Annotated in this window: 15 protein-coding genes; 8 read left to right on the top strand and 7 right to left on the bottom strand. The window is 45.4% G+C overall.

Annotated elements, in window-relative coordinates:
* Window positions 1–78: 78 nt before the first annotated feature.
* The 3 genes from cmk to gyrA form a co-directional block, all read right to left on the bottom strand.
* Window positions 79–768: a (d)CMP kinase gene (cmk, locus tag LJ740_RS02055; RefSeq protein WP_229527384.1), complete on the bottom strand. Its 690-nt coding sequence runs from the start codon at window positions 766–768 to the stop codon at window positions 79–81.
* A 153-nt stretch (window positions 769–921) separates the two neighbouring features.
* Complete coding sequence (gene aroA / locus LJ740_RS02060) at window positions 922–2,202, bottom strand: 3-phosphoshikimate 1-carboxyvinyltransferase (RefSeq protein WP_229527385.1); 1,281 nt, start codon at window positions 2,200–2,202, stop codon at window positions 922–924.
* Window positions 2,203–2,204: 2 nt separating this feature from the next.
* Window positions 2,205–4,901 carry a DNA topoisomerase (ATP-hydrolyzing) subunit A gene (gene gyrA, locus LJ740_RS02065; protein ID WP_229527386.1) on the bottom strand — a complete coding sequence of 899 codons (2,697 nt, stop codon included), beginning with the start codon at window positions 4,899–4,901 and terminating at the stop codon, window positions 2,205–2,207.
* Between the two features lie 192 nt (window positions 4,902–5,093).
* Here gyrA and ubiG point away from each other — a divergent pair, with 192 nt between their 5' ends.
* The 5 genes from ubiG (at window position 5,094) to yfaE (ending at window position 10,756) form a co-directional block, all read left to right on the top strand.
* The gene (ubiG, locus tag LJ740_RS02070) at window positions 5,094–5,849 is read left to right on the top strand and encodes a bifunctional 2-polyprenyl-6-hydroxyphenol methylase/3-demethylubiquinol 3-O-methyltransferase UbiG (RefSeq protein WP_229527387.1); all 756 of its coding nucleotides are present in this window, start codon (window positions 5,094–5,096) and stop codon (window positions 5,847–5,849) included.
* Complete coding sequence (locus LJ740_RS02075) at window positions 5,846–6,511, top strand: HAD family hydrolase (RefSeq protein WP_229527388.1); 666 nt, start codon at window positions 5,846–5,848, stop codon at window positions 6,509–6,511. The genes ubiG and LJ740_RS02075 overlap by 4 nt, the downstream gene beginning before the upstream one ends.
* A 433-nt stretch (window positions 6,512–6,944) precedes the next feature.
* A complete protein-coding gene (gene nrdA, locus LJ740_RS02080) occupies window positions 6,945–9,272 on the top strand; it encodes a class 1a ribonucleoside-diphosphate reductase subunit alpha (RefSeq protein ID WP_229527389.1) in 2,328 nt (775 codons plus the stop codon).
* A 68-nt stretch (window positions 9,273–9,340) separates the two neighbouring features.
* Window positions 9,341–10,471 carry a class Ia ribonucleoside-diphosphate reductase subunit beta gene (gene nrdB / locus LJ740_RS02085; RefSeq protein ID WP_229527390.1) on the top strand — a complete coding sequence of 377 codons (1,131 nt, stop codon included), beginning with the start codon at window positions 9,341–9,343 and terminating at the stop codon, window positions 10,469–10,471.
* 18 nt (window positions 10,472–10,489) lie between these two features.
* Window positions 10,490–10,756: a class I ribonucleotide reductase maintenance protein YfaE gene (yfaE, locus tag LJ740_RS02090; RefSeq protein ID WP_229527391.1), complete on the top strand. Its 267-nt coding sequence runs from the start codon at window positions 10,490–10,492 to the stop codon at window positions 10,754–10,756.
* 58 nt (window positions 10,757–10,814) lie between these two features.
* Here yfaE and purC read toward each other — a convergent pair whose 3' ends face one another.
* The 3 genes from purC to dapA are packed head-to-tail and all read right to left on the bottom strand — an operon-like array spanning window position 10,815 to window position 13,536.
* The gene (gene purC / locus LJ740_RS02095; RefSeq protein ID WP_229527392.1) at window positions 10,815–11,528 is read right to left on the bottom strand and encodes a phosphoribosylaminoimidazolesuccinocarboxamide synthase; all 714 of its coding nucleotides are present in this window, start codon (window positions 11,526–11,528) and stop codon (window positions 10,815–10,817) included.
* A gap of 17 nt (window positions 11,529–11,545) precedes the next feature.
* Window positions 11,546–12,658: an outer membrane protein assembly factor BamC gene (gene bamC / locus LJ740_RS02100; RefSeq protein ID WP_229527393.1), complete on the bottom strand. Its 1,113-nt coding sequence runs from the start codon at window positions 12,656–12,658 to the stop codon at window positions 11,546–11,548.
* The gene (gene dapA / locus LJ740_RS02105; protein ID WP_229527394.1) at window positions 12,658–13,536 is read right to left on the bottom strand and encodes a 4-hydroxy-tetrahydrodipicolinate synthase; all 879 of its coding nucleotides are present in this window, start codon (window positions 13,534–13,536) and stop codon (window positions 12,658–12,660) included. Before dapA ends, bamC begins: the two co-directional genes overlap by 1 nt.
* Before the next feature lie 116 nt (window positions 13,537–13,652).
* On the opposite strand from dapA, the gene LJ740_RS02110 reads away from it, so the two are divergent.
* Both LJ740_RS02110 and bcp read left to right on the top strand, forming a co-directional pair.
* The gene (locus LJ740_RS02110; RefSeq protein ID WP_229527395.1) at window positions 13,653–14,177 is read left to right on the top strand and encodes a glycine cleavage system protein R; all 525 of its coding nucleotides are present in this window, start codon (window positions 13,653–13,655) and stop codon (window positions 14,175–14,177) included.
* A 9-nt stretch (window positions 14,178–14,186) separates the two neighbouring features.
* Entirely contained in the window at window positions 14,187–14,657 is a 471-nt protein-coding gene (gene bcp / locus LJ740_RS02115) for a thioredoxin-dependent thiol peroxidase (RefSeq protein ID WP_229527396.1), read from the top strand.
* Between the two features lie 20 nt (window positions 14,658–14,677).
* Here the strand turns inward: bcp and LJ740_RS02120 are convergent, their stop codons facing one another.
* On the bottom strand, window positions 14,678–15,760 hold the full coding sequence (locus LJ740_RS02120; RefSeq protein WP_229527397.1) for an AI-2E family transporter: 1,083 nt from the start codon (window positions 15,758–15,760) through the stop codon (window positions 14,678–14,680).
* A gap of 279 nt (window positions 15,761–16,039) precedes the next feature.
* Here LJ740_RS02120 and LJ740_RS02125 point away from each other — a divergent pair, with 279 nt between their 5' ends.
* Window positions 16,040–16,624 carry a hypothetical protein gene (locus LJ740_RS02125; protein ID WP_229527398.1) on the top strand — a complete coding sequence of 195 codons (585 nt, stop codon included), beginning with the start codon at window positions 16,040–16,042 and terminating at the stop codon, window positions 16,622–16,624.
* Window positions 16,625–16,661 lie beyond the last annotated feature (37 nt).

Here is a 16,661-nt window from a genome sequence, read left to right on the forward strand (position 1 = left end):
CCAAGCTTACATCCGGTAAGATGGGGTTGTTAAATTTTACGTTTCTAATCCATTAAAACGCAGTTGTACTTGGGTGAATTAAACCTCACCCTCATGCAATTTGGTCTCTACCCAGTGGGCTACTTTTTGCAACACTTCTTCAATAGAAAGTTGTGTAGAATCAACCACTAAGGCATCGGCGGCAGGAACTAAAGGAGCCACAGAACGGTTTGTATCTCGTTCATCCCGGGCCTGTATGTCCGCCAAAAGGGCGGAAATACTAACATCATGGCCTTTTTCACGCAACTCATTATAGCGCCGTGACGCTCTTTCTTCTGCCGATGCGGTCAAGAAAATTTTGGCGTTAGCTTCAGGAAATACCACTGTCCCCATGTCTCTGCCATCGGCCACCAGGCCTGGTTCCATATTAAAAGCTCGTTGACGTCGTAACAGTGCTTCGCGGATCCGGGGTAAAGAAGCCACTTTTGATGCTAACGATCCCACTTCTTCAGTGCGAATGGAGTGAGTAACATCTTCGCCTTCCAGTATGACACGTGTTTCTGCGGCTTCGCTGTAATCGAAGTTAACATCCAGACTGGTAGCCAGAGGAAATAGCGCCTCTTCATCGCTGGCTTCTATGCCATGGTGTATAGCAGCAACGGCTAAAACCCGGTAGATAGCACCACTATCCAGTAAATGCCAACCTAGTTTGGTCGCGAGTAACTTGCTGATGGTTCCCTTTCCTGCTCCGCCTGGACCATCTATGGTAACGACTGGGCTTTTAAGCATATTTTGGGCTCCCTGATTAACTGCTGTGAACAAAATGCGCGACATTATACGCGTACAAAATTTTTCTACAATGACGAGTTTGTGACATCAGGTAAATGCCACAATTGAAAAAGCCCTCACAGGAGGGCTTAACAGAAATTCTGCCAACAAGACTCAGTGGCAAATCTTTTTCAGACGATCAAAGTAGTCCGGAAAGGTTTTAGAAGTACATTTGGGGTCATTAATTACCACGGCGGTATCACTCAAAGACACCAGCGAAAAGCACATGGCAATGCGGTGATCGTTGTAAGTGTCGATAGCGGCTTCTTTCAGATTAGCCACCGGCGTAACTGAAATAAAATCGTTCCCCTCTTCCACTATGGCACCAAGTTTTTTCAGTTCCGTTGCCATAGCCGCCAGACGGTCGGTTTCCTTAACCCGCCAGTTGTAAATATTGCGAATGGTGGTGGTACCTTCGGCAAACAAAGCGGCAACAGCAATTGTCATAGCGGCATCAGGAATATGGTTCATATCCATGTCAACGGCACTTAATTTGGCCCCTTCCACTTCGATGAAGTTACTATCCCAGTTAATTTTTGCCCCCATATTTTCCAGTACATCGGCAAATCGAATATCGCCCTGAACACTGTCTTTACCAACACCGTATACTTTAACTTTACCACCTTTGATGGCACCTGCCGCAAGGAAGTAAGAGGCAGAAGATGCATCACCTTCCACCATGTATTCGCCAGGACTTTGATAAGACTGATTGCCTTTAACAATAAACTCCTGGTAGTCGCGATTTTCAACGCTGACGCCAAACTGACTCATTATCGCCAGGGTGATTTCAATGTAAGGTTTAGAGACCAGATCTCCGGTAACCTGAATACAGGTATCGCCACTAAATAATGGCGCGGCCATTAATACGGCGGTCAGGAACTGACTGGATATAGAGCCATCGATTTGTAAAGTCCCGCCTGTCAGTGCGGTGCCATTTATTTTCAGCGGTGGGTAACCGTCATTCTTAAGGTATTGAATATCCGCCCCAGCCGCTTGCAACGTATCGACCAATGAGCCAATTGGCCGTTCTTCCATTCTCGGTTCACCACCCAGAATAAATTCGCCCTGACTCATGGCTAATGCCGCGCATAAAGGCCGCATCGCGGTGCCGGCATTACCCAAATACAACTCTACCGGTTCAGCTACAGCAAAAACACCGCCATTGCCCTTAATCTGGCAAATGGTTTTACAGTCTGACAGTGAGTATTCAATACCCAATTGTGACAGCGCGTCCAGCATATGCCGGATGTCATCGCTGTCCAACAGGTTGGTCACTGTCGTCGTGCCATTGGCTAATGCTGCCAACAATAATGCACGATTTGACAGGCTTTTGGAGCCTGGTACCGTGACATCGCCATCAACCGAACCAACGGGTGATAGTTTAAGTTGCTCCACTATCACGCTTCCTTATCGTCAGATTCATTTGCATTCGGTGCACTGGATTCTGCGTCAACCGTAGCCGTCTCACCTTCAGTCTCTGCACCTTCAACAAGTTCGACTTCTTCTGTGACAACTTCCTCGATGCGTTGTAATCCAACAACTTTTTCGTCGTCTGCAGTTCTGATAATGCGCACGCCCTGAGTATTACGACCAATCACTGACACTTCGTTAGCACGGGTTCTGACCAACGTACCTGCGTCACTGATGAGCATCATTTCATCATCTTCATCCACCTGAATCGCGCCAACTACAGCACCATTTCGATCGGACACCTTGATGGATACAACACCTTGCGTTGCTCTGCTCTTCGCCGGGTAGTCATCTAATGGCGTTCGTTTTCCATAACCATTTTCAGTTACGGTCAGGATTGGAGCGTCAGTTTCAGGCACGATCAGAGATACCACGCGCTGACCTTCCTGCATTCGAATTCCTCTTACACCGGTGGCAGTTCTGCCCATTGGACGAAGTGCCAGTCTTTCTTCACCGGTTTCAGCATCAATTTTCACCGCACCTGTTTCGGCATCACGTTCTTTTTCATTAAATCTGACCACTTTACCGGCATCAGAGAACAGCATGATATCGCTCTCGCCAGATGTTAACGCAACACCGATCAGCTCATCGCCTTCATTCAAATTCACTGCAATAATACCGTTTGAACGAGGACGGGAGTATTGAGTCAGCGCGGTTTTCTTAACGGTTCCGTTGGCGGTTGCCATCAACACAAAGCGGTCGTCCACGAATTCCTGAATTGGCAATATCGCGGTAATACGCTCGTCGGATTCGAGCGGTAAGATATTAATAATCGGCTTGCCCCGGGCATTTCGACTGGCCAATGGTAACTGATACACTTTCAGCCAATACAGTCGACCTCTGGTGGAGAAGCACAGTATGTGGTCGTGGGTGTTTGCCACCAACAACTTCTCAATATAGTCTTCATCTTTCATGCGGGTGGCGGCTTTACCTTTACCACCGCGGCGTTGTGCTTCGTAGTCTGATAGTTTTTGGTACTTAACGTAACCCTCTCTGGACAAGGTCACGACCACGTCTTCCCGTTCGATCAGGTCTTCAAGGTCGATGTCGTGGGCAGCTGCCGTAATTTCAGTACGACGTTCATCGCCAAATTCGTCCCGCACCTTTTCCAGTTCTTCGCGAATGACTTCCATCAAACGATCTGGATTCGCCAGGATTTCCAGCAGTTCTGCGATCAGATCTAATAAATCTTTGTACTCAGCAAGAATCTTCTCGTGTTCAAGACCTGTTAGTTTGTGCAGTCTCAGGTCCAGAATAGCCTGTGCCTGGTTTTCAGTCAGGAAGTATAAGCCATCACGAATACCAAACTCAGCTTCTAACCATTCAGGACGCGCCGCATCTACACCAGCACGCTGTAACATTTCCTCAACGTTACCCAGTGCCCAACCCTGTGCTACCAGGCCTTTTTTCGCTTCAGCGGGACTTGGTGAGGCTTTGATAAGCTCGATAATAGGGTCAATGTTGGCCAGCGCTACCGCCAAACCTTCCAGGATGTGCGCCCGCTCTCTTGCCTTTCTGAGTTCGAATACGGTACGACGGGTTACCACTTCACGTCTGTGTCGAACAAAGGCATTTAATAACTGTTTAAGGTTAAGCGTTTTCGGCTGCCCCTGATCCAGTGCCACCATGTTAATACCAAACACGGTTTGCATTTGGGTATTAGCATACAGTTGGTTAAGCAGTACTTCGCCTGATTCGCTGCGTTTAACCTCGATAACAATACGCATACCGTCTTTGTCAGACTCATCGCGCAAGGCTGAAATACCTTCAATTTTCTTTTCTTTGACCAACTCAGCCATTTTTTCAATCAATCTGGCTTTGTTTACCTGGTAAGGAATTTCAGAAACGATAATGGTTTCTTTACCGTTTTTATCTGTTTCGATCTCGGCGCTGGCTCTCAGGTAAATTTTACCCCGGCCCGTGCGATAGGCGTCATCAATTCCTTTGCGACCACTGATAGTGGCAGCAGTGGGGAAATCCGGTCCCGGAATATATTGCATCAAGTCGTCGATGGTTAAATCCGGATTGTCGATCAACGCAATACAGCCGTTAACCACTTCAGTAAGGTTATGTGGCGGAATATTGGTGGCCATACCTACGGCAATACCTGAGGAACCATTCACCAGCAAATTGGGAACTTTGGTGGGCAACACGTCAGGGATTTTTTCTGTACCATCATAGTTAGGTACAAAATCAACCGTTTCTTTGTCTAAATCAGCCAGTAATTCATGTGCAATTTTCGCCATGCGCACTTCGGTGTAACGCATTGCCGCCGCCGAATCACCATCAACAGAACCAAAGTTACCTTGTCCATCAACTAACATGTAGCGCAATGAAAACGGCTGAGCCATACGAACAATCGTATCGTATACAGCCGAATCACCGTGGGGGTGATATTTACCAATGACGTCACCAACGATACGCGCTGACTTTTTATATGGCTTGTTAAAATCGTTCTTTAGTTCGTTCATGGCGAACAGAACGCGTCGATGCACTGGCTTTAAACCATCCCGGACATCGGGCAATGCACGCCCGACGATAACGCTCATGGCGTAATCCAGATAGGAGTTTTTCAGCTCATCTTCGATATTAATTGGAAGGATTTCTTTGGCGTTGTCAGTCATATACAGCCTTGTTGTTATTATTTTCACCGACAGTCGCCGGGAAACATCACTGTTTAATTATCTTTGCAAAGCTTTTTAGATTTAAAAATCGCAGCTTGTCAAAACAGGAAATAAAAGTGTTCAAGATTCTATCATCGAACCACAAAAATAAAAGACGTTGATTGCTGAATATATGTGCAAACGAACCTGTTAATGCGACTTTTGAAGCCGTATACTTGCCGAAACTTGTTTGGAGTCAGCATTTTGCAAGAAAACGTCGATTATTCAGAAATTCAAAAATTTGCCGATCTGGCCAGTCGTTGGTGGGATTTTGAAGGGGAATTTAAACCCCTGCATGAGATAAATCCACTGAGATTGTCTTTTATTATGCAGCAATGTGATGGGCTGCATGATCTCAAAACCCTGGATGTTGGGTGTGGTGGTGGCATCTTGTCTGAATCGATGGCAAAAGCCGGCGCACACGTCACCGGAATTGATATGGGCGCAGAACCACTGGAAGTGGCAAAGTTACATGCCCTCGAATCCGGGGTACAAGTTGATTACCGTCAAATTTCGGCAGAACAGATGGCCCAAACACATTCAGCAAGGTTTGATGTAGTAACCTGCCTGGAAATGCTGGAGCACGTGCCAGACCCGGCCTCAGTCGTTGCTGCTTGTGCCAGCATGGTAAAACCTGGCGGTTGGGTGTTTTTCTCCACCCTGAATCGCAATCTTAAGTCCTGGTCTATGGCTGTCGTAGCGGCAGAGTATGTTTTGGGTTTGGTGCCAAAAGGTACTCACGACTACCAAAAATTCATCAAACCTTCTGAATTGATGAAATGGACAGATGCTTCAGGTTTAGCTGCGCGTAAAATAACCGGGCTGCACTATAACCCTCTGGCAAAATCTTATTATCTTTCTGACAGCAATGTCGATGTTAATTACATAGTAGGTTGTCAAAAACTATGATTGCTGAACCCCGTGGAATTTTATTTGATCTGGACGGAACATTACTGGATACCGCTCCGGATCTCGGCAATGCCCTAAATCACATTTTAAAGCAACTAAACTACCCTGAAAAAAGCTACGATGAATATCGTGTCGAGTCTTCAAATGGTGCAATCGGTATGCTTAAAATGGGACTGGGAGACAACTTCGACAAATTTGACACTGAAGAACTCAGAGAAAAGTTTTTGCAAAGTTACGCAGCTAACGTCTGTCGGGATACTCGTCCGTTTGAGGGCATTGAATCTCTGATAAAGCAGATCGACGCGCAACATATTCCCTGGGGCATCGTTACCAATAAGCCCGGATTTTTAACTCAGGCATTGTTAGCCTTTTTTCCGGTTTTTAAGCGCTGTCAGGTTTGCTTCTCAGGCGATTCTTTTGCTAATCGTAAGCCTCATCCGGAACCTCTGTTAAAAGCGGCTGAAACACTCAATGTTGCACCTCAAAGTATCTGGTACGTAGGAGATGCGGAACGCGATATGGAAGCCGCCCAGGCTGCAGGTATGGTCGCAGTGCTGGCTCGCTACGGGTATCTGACGCCTGATGAACTGGCGCGCAGCTGGGATGTAGATTTAAGCGTAGATTCGCCACATGAACTCTGTGAATTGCTGCCCGGGGTATAATATCGCCCGGGTTGTTAGGTCGATTGCTGTTGAGGTTTTTGTCAATATTATCTTTAGATCGCTTCAGTCTAAACGAACTAATTTTATTACTATTTAATTTATACGAAAATTGCCCCGTAAGATCGCTGTTGAAATTCCAAATACACCTGAATGAGAATAGCTTTGAAGTTAGCTTACACTAACCGAAAAAAGCAGCGGTGATTAAAGCAACAACACACCCTATATCTTGGGTTGAAATGCAGGAAAAACCCCTTTATCTTGTGTCCCAAGGATAACCGACGTTATCTTTAAATTGGGGAATGACGAGTCGAAAACAGCATCATAGCTAGCCTGATATCTGCAGCAATGCAGTCCAGGTCATTAACAAGTGTGCGCGACAGACTACACTTAATCGACCTCGCCAACGATTTATAATAATAACAGTGGCAGCTTTATGAATAATACTTTGTACGTCACCAAGCGAAATGGTGAGCGTGAGCCTATTGATCTGGATAAAATCCACCGAGTCCTTGATTGGGCAGCCAAAGGTTTGTCTAACGTTTCTGTCTCTCAGGTAGAGATAAAAGCACATATTCAGTTTTACGATGGAATAAAAACCGAAGACATTCACGAAACGCTTATCAAGTCAGCAGCCGATCTGATATCAACAGATAGTCCAGATTATCAATATTTTGCTGCGCGCCTGGCCATCTTTCACCTTCGTAAAAAAGCTTACGGCCAGTTTGAACCACCGTCGTTGCTACAACACGTACAAAAAATGGTGGAAATGGGCAAATACGACGGGCATTTACTGGAAGATTTCAGTGCCGCTGAATTTGAGTTGATGGAAGAATACATCGACCATTGGCGAGACATGAATTTCAGTTACGCTGCGGTTAAACAACTGGAAGGTAAATACCTGGTACAAAACCGGGTCACCGGTGAAATCTATGAAAGCGCCCAGTTTTTGTACATTCTCGTGGCCGCCTGCCTGTTTGCTAAGTATCCCACTGAAACCAGAATGAACTATATTCGACGTTTTTATGATGCGACGTCGACCTTCAAAATTTCGCTTCCCACTCCCATTATGGCGGGTGTCAGAACCCCTACCCGTCAATTCAGCTCCTGTGTTCTGATTGAAACGGGTGACAGCCTTGACTCAATCAATGCCACAGCCAGTGCCATTGTTAAATATGTCAGTCAACGCGCTGGTATCGGTGTTAATGCCGGTAAAATTCGCGCATTGGGAAGCCCAATCAGAGGTGGTGAGGCATATCACACTGGTTGTATTCCGTTTTACAAATACTTCCAAACTGCCGTAAAAAGCTGCTCTCAGGGTGGCGTTAGAGGCGGTGCTGCCACACTTTTCTATCCACTATGGCATATGGAAGTTGAGTCGCTCTTAGTACTTAAGAACAATCGCGGTGTAGAAGAAAACCGGGTGCGTCACCTTGATTACGGGGTACAGTTTAACAAAACCATGTACCAACGCTTGATCAAAGACGGCCATATCACTCTGTTTAGCCCGTCAGATGTACCAGGCCTGTACGAAGCGTTTTTCGCTGATCAGGACAAATTTGACGCGTTATATACGCAATACGAACAAGATCCAACGATTCGCAAGAAACAGATAAAAGCACTTGAGTTGTTTAGTTTGTTTATGCAGGAGCGTGCCAGCACAGGTCGTATCTACCTTCAAAACGTGGACCACTGCAACACCCACAGCCCGTTCGATCCTAAAGTTGCGCCGGTTAAACAAAGTAACCTTTGTCTGGAAATTGCCTTGCCAACTAAACCATTGGCGCATGTTAATGATGAAGAAGGTGAAATCGCGCTTTGTACGCTTTCAGCATTTAATCTGGGTGCCATTAAATCACCGGAAGACTTTAAAGAGCTATCGGAGCTGGCCGTCAGAGCGCTGGACAGCCTGCTCGATTACCAGGATTACCCGGTACCGGCGGCATATAATGCCACTATGGGACGACGTACCCTCGGCATTGGCGTCATTAACTTTGCTTATTATCTGGCTAAACACGGTGTGCGTTACTCCGATGGTAGCGCCAACAATTTAGTGCACGAGACCTTTGAAGCCATGCAGTATTATCTGTTGAAAGCATCGGTTGAGCTGGCCAAAGAAAAAGGCGCCTGTCCTAAATTTAACGAAACAACCTATGCGCAAGGTATATTGCCGATAGATACCTACAAAAAGGATCTCGACGCCATCTGTACTTCTCAGCTGAAACTCGACTGGGAGTCCTTGAGAAAAGAGATACAACAGCATGGCTTGCGCAACTCTACACTGTCAGCATTGATGCCATCTGAGACATCTTCGCAAATCTCCAATGCCACAAACGGCATAGAGCCGCCGCGCGGGCATATTAGTGTCAAGGCGAGTAAAGACGGTGTACTTAAGCAGGTGGTTCCTGAATATCAAAAGCTCAAAGACAACTACGAGTTGTTATGGGATATCCCGTCCAATGATGGGTACCTGCAGCTCGTGGCGATCATTCAAAAATTCATCGACCAAACCATATCCGCAAATACAAACTATGATCCGGGTAAGTTCGACGGTGGTAAAGTGCCGATGAAATTACTGATCAAAGATTTGCTTACGGCGTATAAATTGGGTGTGAAAACACTGTATTACCACAATACCCGAGATGGTGCTGGTGATGAATCCAGTAAGCCTGAAACAACCCAAAAAGCGGTCAGCAGGCCAGCCGTCCAGGAAGTTGTGGAAGAACAAGATGATGATTGCGCAGGTGGCGCCTGTAAAATCTAAGTGTGTTAGTGGGAGCCAACAGGCTCCCACTACTTTATTGCAGACCTTCTTATAAAAAATAAAGTCAGATGAAATATACAACGTTCAATCACAACACCACTAACCCGCTCAGTGAACCCATGTTTTTCGGAAACCCGGTGAACGTAGCGCGTTATGACCAACAAAAACACCCAATATTTGAAAAGCTTATCGAAAAGCAGATCAGCTTCTTCTGGCGCCCGGAGGAAGTGGATGTCAGTAAAGACCGCATCGACTTTCAGGGATTGAGCACCTCAGAAAAACATATTTTTGTTTCCAATCTCAAATATCAAACCTTGCTAGATTCCGTTCAGGGAAGAAGCCCGAACATTGCGTTTCTCCCTATCGTTTCGCTACCCGAGCTGGAAACCTGGGTGGAAACCTGGTCTTTTTACGAAACAATTCACTCCCGTTCCTATACACACATTTTGCGGAATCTTTTCTCTGATCCCAGTGAAGTGTTTGAAGATATAGTGGTAAATGAAGAAATTAAACGCCGTGCTACTGATATCTCGAAGTATTATGATGACCTCATCTTTGTTACCCAGCTATGGCAAACACAAGGCGAAGGAACCCACGTCGTGAACGGCACAAAATACCAGGTGAGTATGCGAGAGCTTAAGAAAAAGCTGTACCTGTGTATGAATTCAGTGAATGCGCTGGAAGCAATTCGGTTTTATGTCTCTTTTGCCTGTACTTTTGCCTTTGCCGAACGCGAGTTAATGGAAGGCAACTCCAAGATTATTCGCTTAATTGCGCGTGATGAAAACCTGCACCTGACATCAACTCAGCACATACTGAATCTGTGGGCACGGGGCAAAGATGATCCGGAAATGGCTGAGATTGCAGAAGAATGTAAAGATCAGGCCGAGGCCATTTTCCTGAAAGCAGTTGAGCAAGAAAAGCAATGGGCAGAATACCTGTTTCAGAATGGCTCTATGATTGGTCTGAACAAAGAAATTTTATGTCAGTACGTTGAGTTCATTGCAAACCATCGCATGGCCGCGATTGGTCTTGGTCAACCGTTTGACGTGCAAAGCAACCCGCTGCCCTGGATGAACAATTATTTAAATTCAGATAATGTACAGGTGGCCCCTCAGGAAGCTGAGATAAGCTCCTATCTTGTGGGACAAATTGACAGCGAAGTTAATGCTGATGATTTCGGCGATTTTGATCTTTAATTAGATCATATCGTCGCAATGAAACCCTCTGATACGTTACGCATAACACTGGAAACAGGCGAAATAGTTGAACAACAGGCCGATAAAACCCTGTTAGAATCGTTAGAGGCTGCCGGACAAGAAGTCCACTTCCATTGCCGGGAAGGCTTTTGTGGAGCCTGCAGGACCAAGTTGCTTTGTGGCACAGTAAAGTACCTGACCGATCCACTGGCTTTTATCGACGACGATGAAATACTGCCCTGCTGTTGTGTCGCAGAACAAGATATAAAAATTAAGTTGCTCTAAACCAACAAAAAAGCCACGCTGATGCGTGGCTTTTGTTTTCGTATAAGCGCGTTTCGGATTAATCCAGGTTAACGCCCAGGCGTTTAGCGACTTCTTCATACGCTTCAACCACACCACCGAGGCCTTGTCTGAAACGGTCTTTATCCAGCTTTTCACGGGTTTCTTTGTCCCACAAACGGCAGCCATCTGGCGTGAACTCATCACCTAAAACAATTTCACCGTTTGATACACCAAACTCCAGTTTATAATCAACTAACAACATGCCTGCATCACTGAATAGCGACTTGAGGACATTATTTACCTGAAATGTCAGTTCTTTCATGCGATCTATCTGTGCTTGCGTCGCCCAACCAAAAGATAACACATGGTATTCGTTAACCATTGGATCGTGAAGTTCATCGTTTTTCAGGAAAAACTCAAATGTAGGCGGATTTAATTCCATGCCTTCTTTCACGCCAAGGCGTCTTACAATCGAACCTGCAGCAAGGTTTCGCACAACGCATTCTACCGGTATCATATCCAACTTTTTAACCAGTGACTCATTGTCTGATAGCAGCGCTTCAACCTGAGTTGGTATCCCGGCTTCTTCCAGTTTAGACATTATAAAATGATTAAACTTGTTGTTTACCATGCCCTTGCGAGCCAACTGTTCGATTTTTTGCCCATCAAAAGCAGAGGTGTCATTTCTGAATTCCAATACTAATTTGTCGGCGTCATCGGTTAAGTAAACCGTCTTTGCTTTACCGCGATAAAGTTCTTTAGTTTTTTGCATGATAGCTCTTCAGTAGATTAAATATCTAAATCATTGGTGGTCATAACCTGCTGAAACGCAGGGTACATCTCGCTAATTTTACTGGCCGATAAGGGATTATCTTCCGCATCTCTCAGCGATAAACTGGTTTTTTCTCCCTGCTCTTTTACCACAACCCGGTAATCATCCTGTTCGATTTCGAGTTTATTGTTAGAGCTAAATAAACTGCTCCACCACCCTTCATCCACGCCGGCATAGGTGGCAAAAATCAATCCGGTTGATTGATCTAAATCTTTAACATTAAAGCCCAACTTACGCAGCACCAGTAATAATCTTGGCCAGGTGACATCGTAACTGGCAGAAACCAGGTATGCAGCATTACCATCGGCATCAAATCCTAGTTCCATCGGCAAACCAGTCATCACCTGGCGCGCCTTTCTTATATCCGCCAACGTTAACTGCTTTTCATAATGACTGATGACGTCATTTAAGACTTCAACTTCGTTCTTCCTGACCTGGTGTTCAGAAATTTCATCCACTATTTTTTCATCTATGGTTTCGAGATAATCCACCAGTTTGGTGTAAAGCGTGGCGGACCGGCCATGGGCTTTGATATCCAGTGTAAATTCGAAACGTTGTCCTACTTTGCGATCAGTTTTGGTCCAGCTATACCAGGGACTATCACCGTCGTCTTCGATAATCATCCAGTCGGTTTTCAGACGCTGTTGTGATTTATCAAAATCCACTACAGCGATACCGCGCTCATCCAGGTAGCTGATCAACGAATTCCAGATAGCGGTATCCAGCGCTACGTCATCCCGCACCTGATCAAACTGCACAATGGCTTCGCGGGAACCCTCTAAAATACGGGAACCGGTAACTACCGGTAACACTAGTCTTGGTGAACTGATATCTAGTTTTGCGCCCAGTTCACCAGATTCTGCATTAGCGCCAACATTGGGAATGTCATATTCATCACCAAATTGCGGCGTATCTTTTCCTTGTGGAACCTTTACCTTCTCAGTTTGTCTGGAATCCAGATAAGGGTATGAGGGATCCGTTTTCTGTTCGTCTTGCCATAAGGCACAACCGCTTAACCCAACTGACAAAACCATTGCAACCACAGGTGCACTTTTACGTATTTTTTGCATTAAACCAACGCCATTTGTTTTAATAATTTTTCGAGACTTTCCTGACTGCTAATGTCAGGCTCCACCATGGGCAATCTCAAAAACGGGCTTTGCGAATATCCCATTTTGTACAACGCCCATTTTGGCATAACTGGATTAGGTTCGATAAACAATTTCCGATGAAGTTCCGCAATTGATGCATCTATTTGTCTGGCTAATTCCGGATCGCCACCTGTCGCGGCTTTACACAAATCAGACATGAGCTTAGGCACAATATTTGCCGTCACTGAAATAACACCGTGACCGCCCTGAATCATAAATTCACAGCCCGTTGGATCGTCTCCACTTAACAAGGCAAAATCTGCTGGCACCCGATCGCGCAACTCCGCCAAACGCCCAAGATCCCCGGTGGCATCTTTGAGCGCGACAATGTTTTCGTGTTGTGCCAGCTGGATCACAGAATCTGCTTCTAGATCAGCAACGGTTCGCCCCGGTACATTATAAAGAATAACCGGAACAGTTGCAGCATTGGCAATCGCCTGAAAGTGCTTAACCATGCCCTTTTGTTGCGGCTTATTATAATAAGGCACAACGCTCAGCATGGCGGAGATTCCGACACTTTGCATCAAGTCACCCAATTCGATCGCTTCGGAAGTCGAGTTTGCCCCAGTTCCGGCAATCACAGGTATCCGACCATCGGCATATTCTACCGTCTTTTGAACGACGGCTACGTGCTCATCCACTGGCAACGTAGCAGACTCTCCTGTAGTGCCGACTGAGACGATGGCATCAGTACCATTGTCAATGTGGAATTGCACTAGTTTTTGCAATGAAGCATAATCGACGTCACCTTCAGGTGACATTGGCGTAATCAACGCTACAATACTGCCTTTAATCATATGGGCTCCCAGAAAAATAGCGCTTAATGGTAATGACCTAAGCCATTAAAAACAAGGTATCCGCGAGTTTTATCTGGCTACATAAAAAAAACAAAGGAGCGACGCAGGAAAACTGTATGAAACATCAGCTAATTGTAACATTCCTAGGTGCTGATAAAGCGGGGATTTTAGGAGAAATTGCGACACTGGCATGTTCTCTTAACTGTAACATCTTGGACAGTCGTCTGGCTCACTATGGACAAGACTTTTCCTTTAACATGATTTTAGAGGGGACGCTGTCGTCCATCACTAAAGCTGAGTTTAATTTGCCAAGTCTGGCTCAAAAACTCGATCTTCTTTGCATGGTCAAACGTACCAGCCATCACACCAAGCAACACCTGGTTCATTTGGCAGATGTCGAATTCAATGGTAAGGATGCGGTCGGTATCATCAAAGATATTACGACGTTGTTTACCCACCACGGAATACACATTAATGCGTTCCGACAAAAGACGGTGGATATAGAGCAGGAACACACCAGAGTCGAGTGTAAAATGGTGGTGAGCATGCCACAGGAATTAAAAATTGATACCATTGAACCTTTGTTTAATGACTTTATTAGACAACATAACCTGCAAGGGTCAATGAAAGAGAAAACATAGGATTTTATCATGAATACGATTTCCGAAGGACAACCCGTCCCGCAATTCAGTATCCCTAATCAGGATGGTCAGTTAGTCAATTCAGCTGACTTTAAAGGCCAGAAAACCTTAGTGTACTTTTACCCCAAAGCCATGACACCGGGGTGCACTGTGCAGGCACAGGGTCTCAGAGACAGCAAAGCCAAACTCGATGCATTAAATGTAAAAGTTTACGGGGTCAGCATCGACGCCGTTAAACGCTTAGGCAAGTTTATCGAACGAGACCAACTCAATTTCGAATTGCTTTCGGACGAAGACCACGCGGTTGCGGAACAATTTGGCGTTTGGGGTTTAAAAAAGTTCATGGGCCGGGAATTTGATGGTTTACATCGCATCAGCTTTCTCATCAACGAAGAGGGTGTGATTGAAAAAGTGTTTAACAAGTTTAAAACTAAAGATCACCACGAAGTGGTGCTTAATTATCTGCAACAAGCCAACTAACTTATTGCGCAAAGCCGCACCTATTGTGCGGCTTCTTCTTCCTTTTGATAATTCATAACGGGTGACGACCAGGCGTTAACCAATGCCTTAACCAACGTCGCCAATGGGATCGCAAAGAATACTCCCCAGAACCCCCACAGGCCGCCAAAAAACAACACTGCGACTATGATATACAGTGGGTGCAGACTGACCGCTTCAGAAAACAGAATCGGAACCAAAACATTACCATCGAGTACCTGAATAATGCCGTAGGCAACCATGACATACCAAAATTCCGGGCTTATACCCCATTGAAACAACGCTACAACGGCAATAGGCAATGTAACTACAGCTGCGCCGATAAACGGGATAAGCACTGAGAATCCCACCAACACCCCAAGCAATACGGCATAGCGCAGGTCCATGACCAGAAATGTGATTACGGATACGGTTCCTACTATGATGATTTCAATCACTTTACCGCGAATGTAATTGACGATTTGCTGGTTCATTTCCTGTGCCACCTGCACGATTAACCGTCTTTGCGTAGGTAAAAAGCCTGAGATTTGGGTGAGTAGCAGGTTTTTGTCCTTAAGCATAAAAAACACCATTAACGGCACCAAAATGCAGTAAATCAACAATGCCGCAAATCCAAACAAAGAACTGAAAGAAGCGGATATGATTTTTTCACCCAGGGACACCACCTTGTCATCCACACCCACGAGCAGTTCCTGGATTTGATCGGTTTTAATTAAATGCGGATAAGTGTCGGGTAAACTCAGTAGCCATACCTGGGCTTTTTGCCAGATGTCGGGTAGCTCACCAATAAGATTGACACTTTGTTGCCAGATAACGGGAACCAGGCCCAGAGAAACTAAAATAGAAAGCCCAATAAAACTGAGTAGTACCAGGCTACTGCCCCATTCTCTGCCTACCTGTGCCTTTTCCAGTTTGACAACCGGCCAATCCAACAGATAGGCCAGTACTACGGCGACAATCACGGGAGTCAGAATGCCGCCCCAGAAAAGCAAGAAAACACCAGATAATACCAATAGCAGCAATAACATAGCTGCGTCAGGATCTGAGAACTTCCTTTCGTACCAACGACCAAACACTCCAAACATACACAGACTTCCGTTACAGTATTCCTTGGCGCATATTATCAGACTCATTCTGTCAAAACGAGATTTGCATGATATAGTCTGTATATTGTTGTTGTGGCCTGATTATCATTTAGCCACGCGAATGATTGACGCTCTGGTGGCCTGAATTGCCGCCCAACAAATCAGAAATGATAAACAGGTACAGCCCAAGCCATTCGCCAAAAATGCGTTTTTACAGAACAAACTGACATACCAAAGGTCAAACAGGCCCAAGGTACCAAAATATTCAAGGAATCCCCGGTGACTGAAAGCATCACGTTAAAATCCATTAGTCAACAGCGCAAAAGTTCTAACTGGGGAGAAATTCCACCATTTTTTCATTTAGTTGCCAGTTCAATTGCCGAGCTTGAAGGCATGAATATTCATGGCTTTGACAATGCCTTTAAACGCCTCGTTAAAAGAAACAACTGGAATCTGGAGCGTCTCGGCGGTGAAGAGCAACTCAGTGGCAAAATCACGGTAAAGAGAAAGCCGCAGTTAATTGTTCATCGTCGCTTTGTTGGCAACAATTATGAAGTGCATTGTATGCCTGAGGTCAATGAAGAGCCGGTGGTTTTGTACAGTAAAAACAATCCCAAGATTGACTTCACCGTTTGGGACCCAAGCACCATGCAATGTTTGATAAAACTACCGGATTTTATTGAGTTTATTCGCTTCGCGTTTACCCGTGGTGATGAGATAGATCAAAAGCTGGTGAAGTTTGCAGCAATGACGGTTGATAATATTTTAAAAGATCTTGCAACAGAAATTGATATCGTCGGTCTAAAAGGCTACTCCATTAACCACATCATTGAGCGCATTGAAGAAGAAGGTTCGGTGGAATAACCACCTGTCAACCAGATTAGCCGTTCAACGTTATCAA

The organism is Planctobacterium marinum, assembly GCF_020687805.1.
In the GTDB taxonomy this organism is placed as follows: domain Bacteria; phylum Pseudomonadota; class Gammaproteobacteria; order Enterobacterales; family Alteromonadaceae; genus Planctobacterium; species Planctobacterium marinum.

Bases quoted from the DNA above. Each gene is read 5' to 3' on its own strand.
- cmk (WP_229527384.1), bottom strand. From the start codon at position 768: ATGCTTAAAAGCCCAGTCGTTACCATAGATGGTCCAGGCGGAGCAGGA.
- gyrA (WP_229527386.1), bottom strand. From the start codon at position 4,901: ATGACTGACAACGCCAAAGAAATCCTTCCAATTAATATCGAAGATGAG.
- ubiG (WP_229527387.1), top strand. From the start codon at position 5,094: ATGCGACTTTTGAAGCCGTATACTTGCCGAAACTTGTTTGGAGTCAGC.
- LJ740_RS02075 (WP_229527388.1), top strand. From the start codon at position 5,846: ATGATTGCTGAACCCCGTGGAATTTTATTTGATCTGGACGGAACATTA.
- nrdA (WP_229527389.1), top strand. From the start codon at position 6,945: ATGAATAATACTTTGTACGTCACCAAGCGAAATGGTGAGCGTGAGCCT.
- nrdB (WP_229527390.1), top strand. From the start codon at position 9,341: ATGAAATATACAACGTTCAATCACAACACCACTAACCCGCTCAGTGAA.
- yfaE (WP_229527391.1), top strand. From the start codon at position 10,490: ATGAAACCCTCTGATACGTTACGCATAACACTGGAAACAGGCGAAATA.
- purC (WP_229527392.1), bottom strand. From the start codon at position 11,528: ATGCAAAAAACTAAAGAACTTTATCGCGGTAAAGCAAAGACGGTTTAC.
- bamC (WP_229527393.1), bottom strand. From the start codon at position 12,658: ATGCAAAAAATACGTAAAAGTGCACCTGTGGTTGCAATGGTTTTGTCA.
- dapA (WP_229527394.1), bottom strand. From the start codon at position 13,536: ATGATTAAAGGCAGTATTGTAGCGTTGATTACGCCAATGTCACCTGAA.
- LJ740_RS02110 (WP_229527395.1), top strand. From the start codon at position 13,653: ATGAAACATCAGCTAATTGTAACATTCCTAGGTGCTGATAAAGCGGGG.
- bcp (WP_229527396.1), top strand. From the start codon at position 14,187: ATGAATACGATTTCCGAAGGACAACCCGTCCCGCAATTCAGTATCCCT.
- LJ740_RS02120 (WP_229527397.1), bottom strand. From the start codon at position 15,760: ATGTTTGGAGTGTTTGGTCGTTGGTACGAAAGGAAGTTCTCAGATCCT.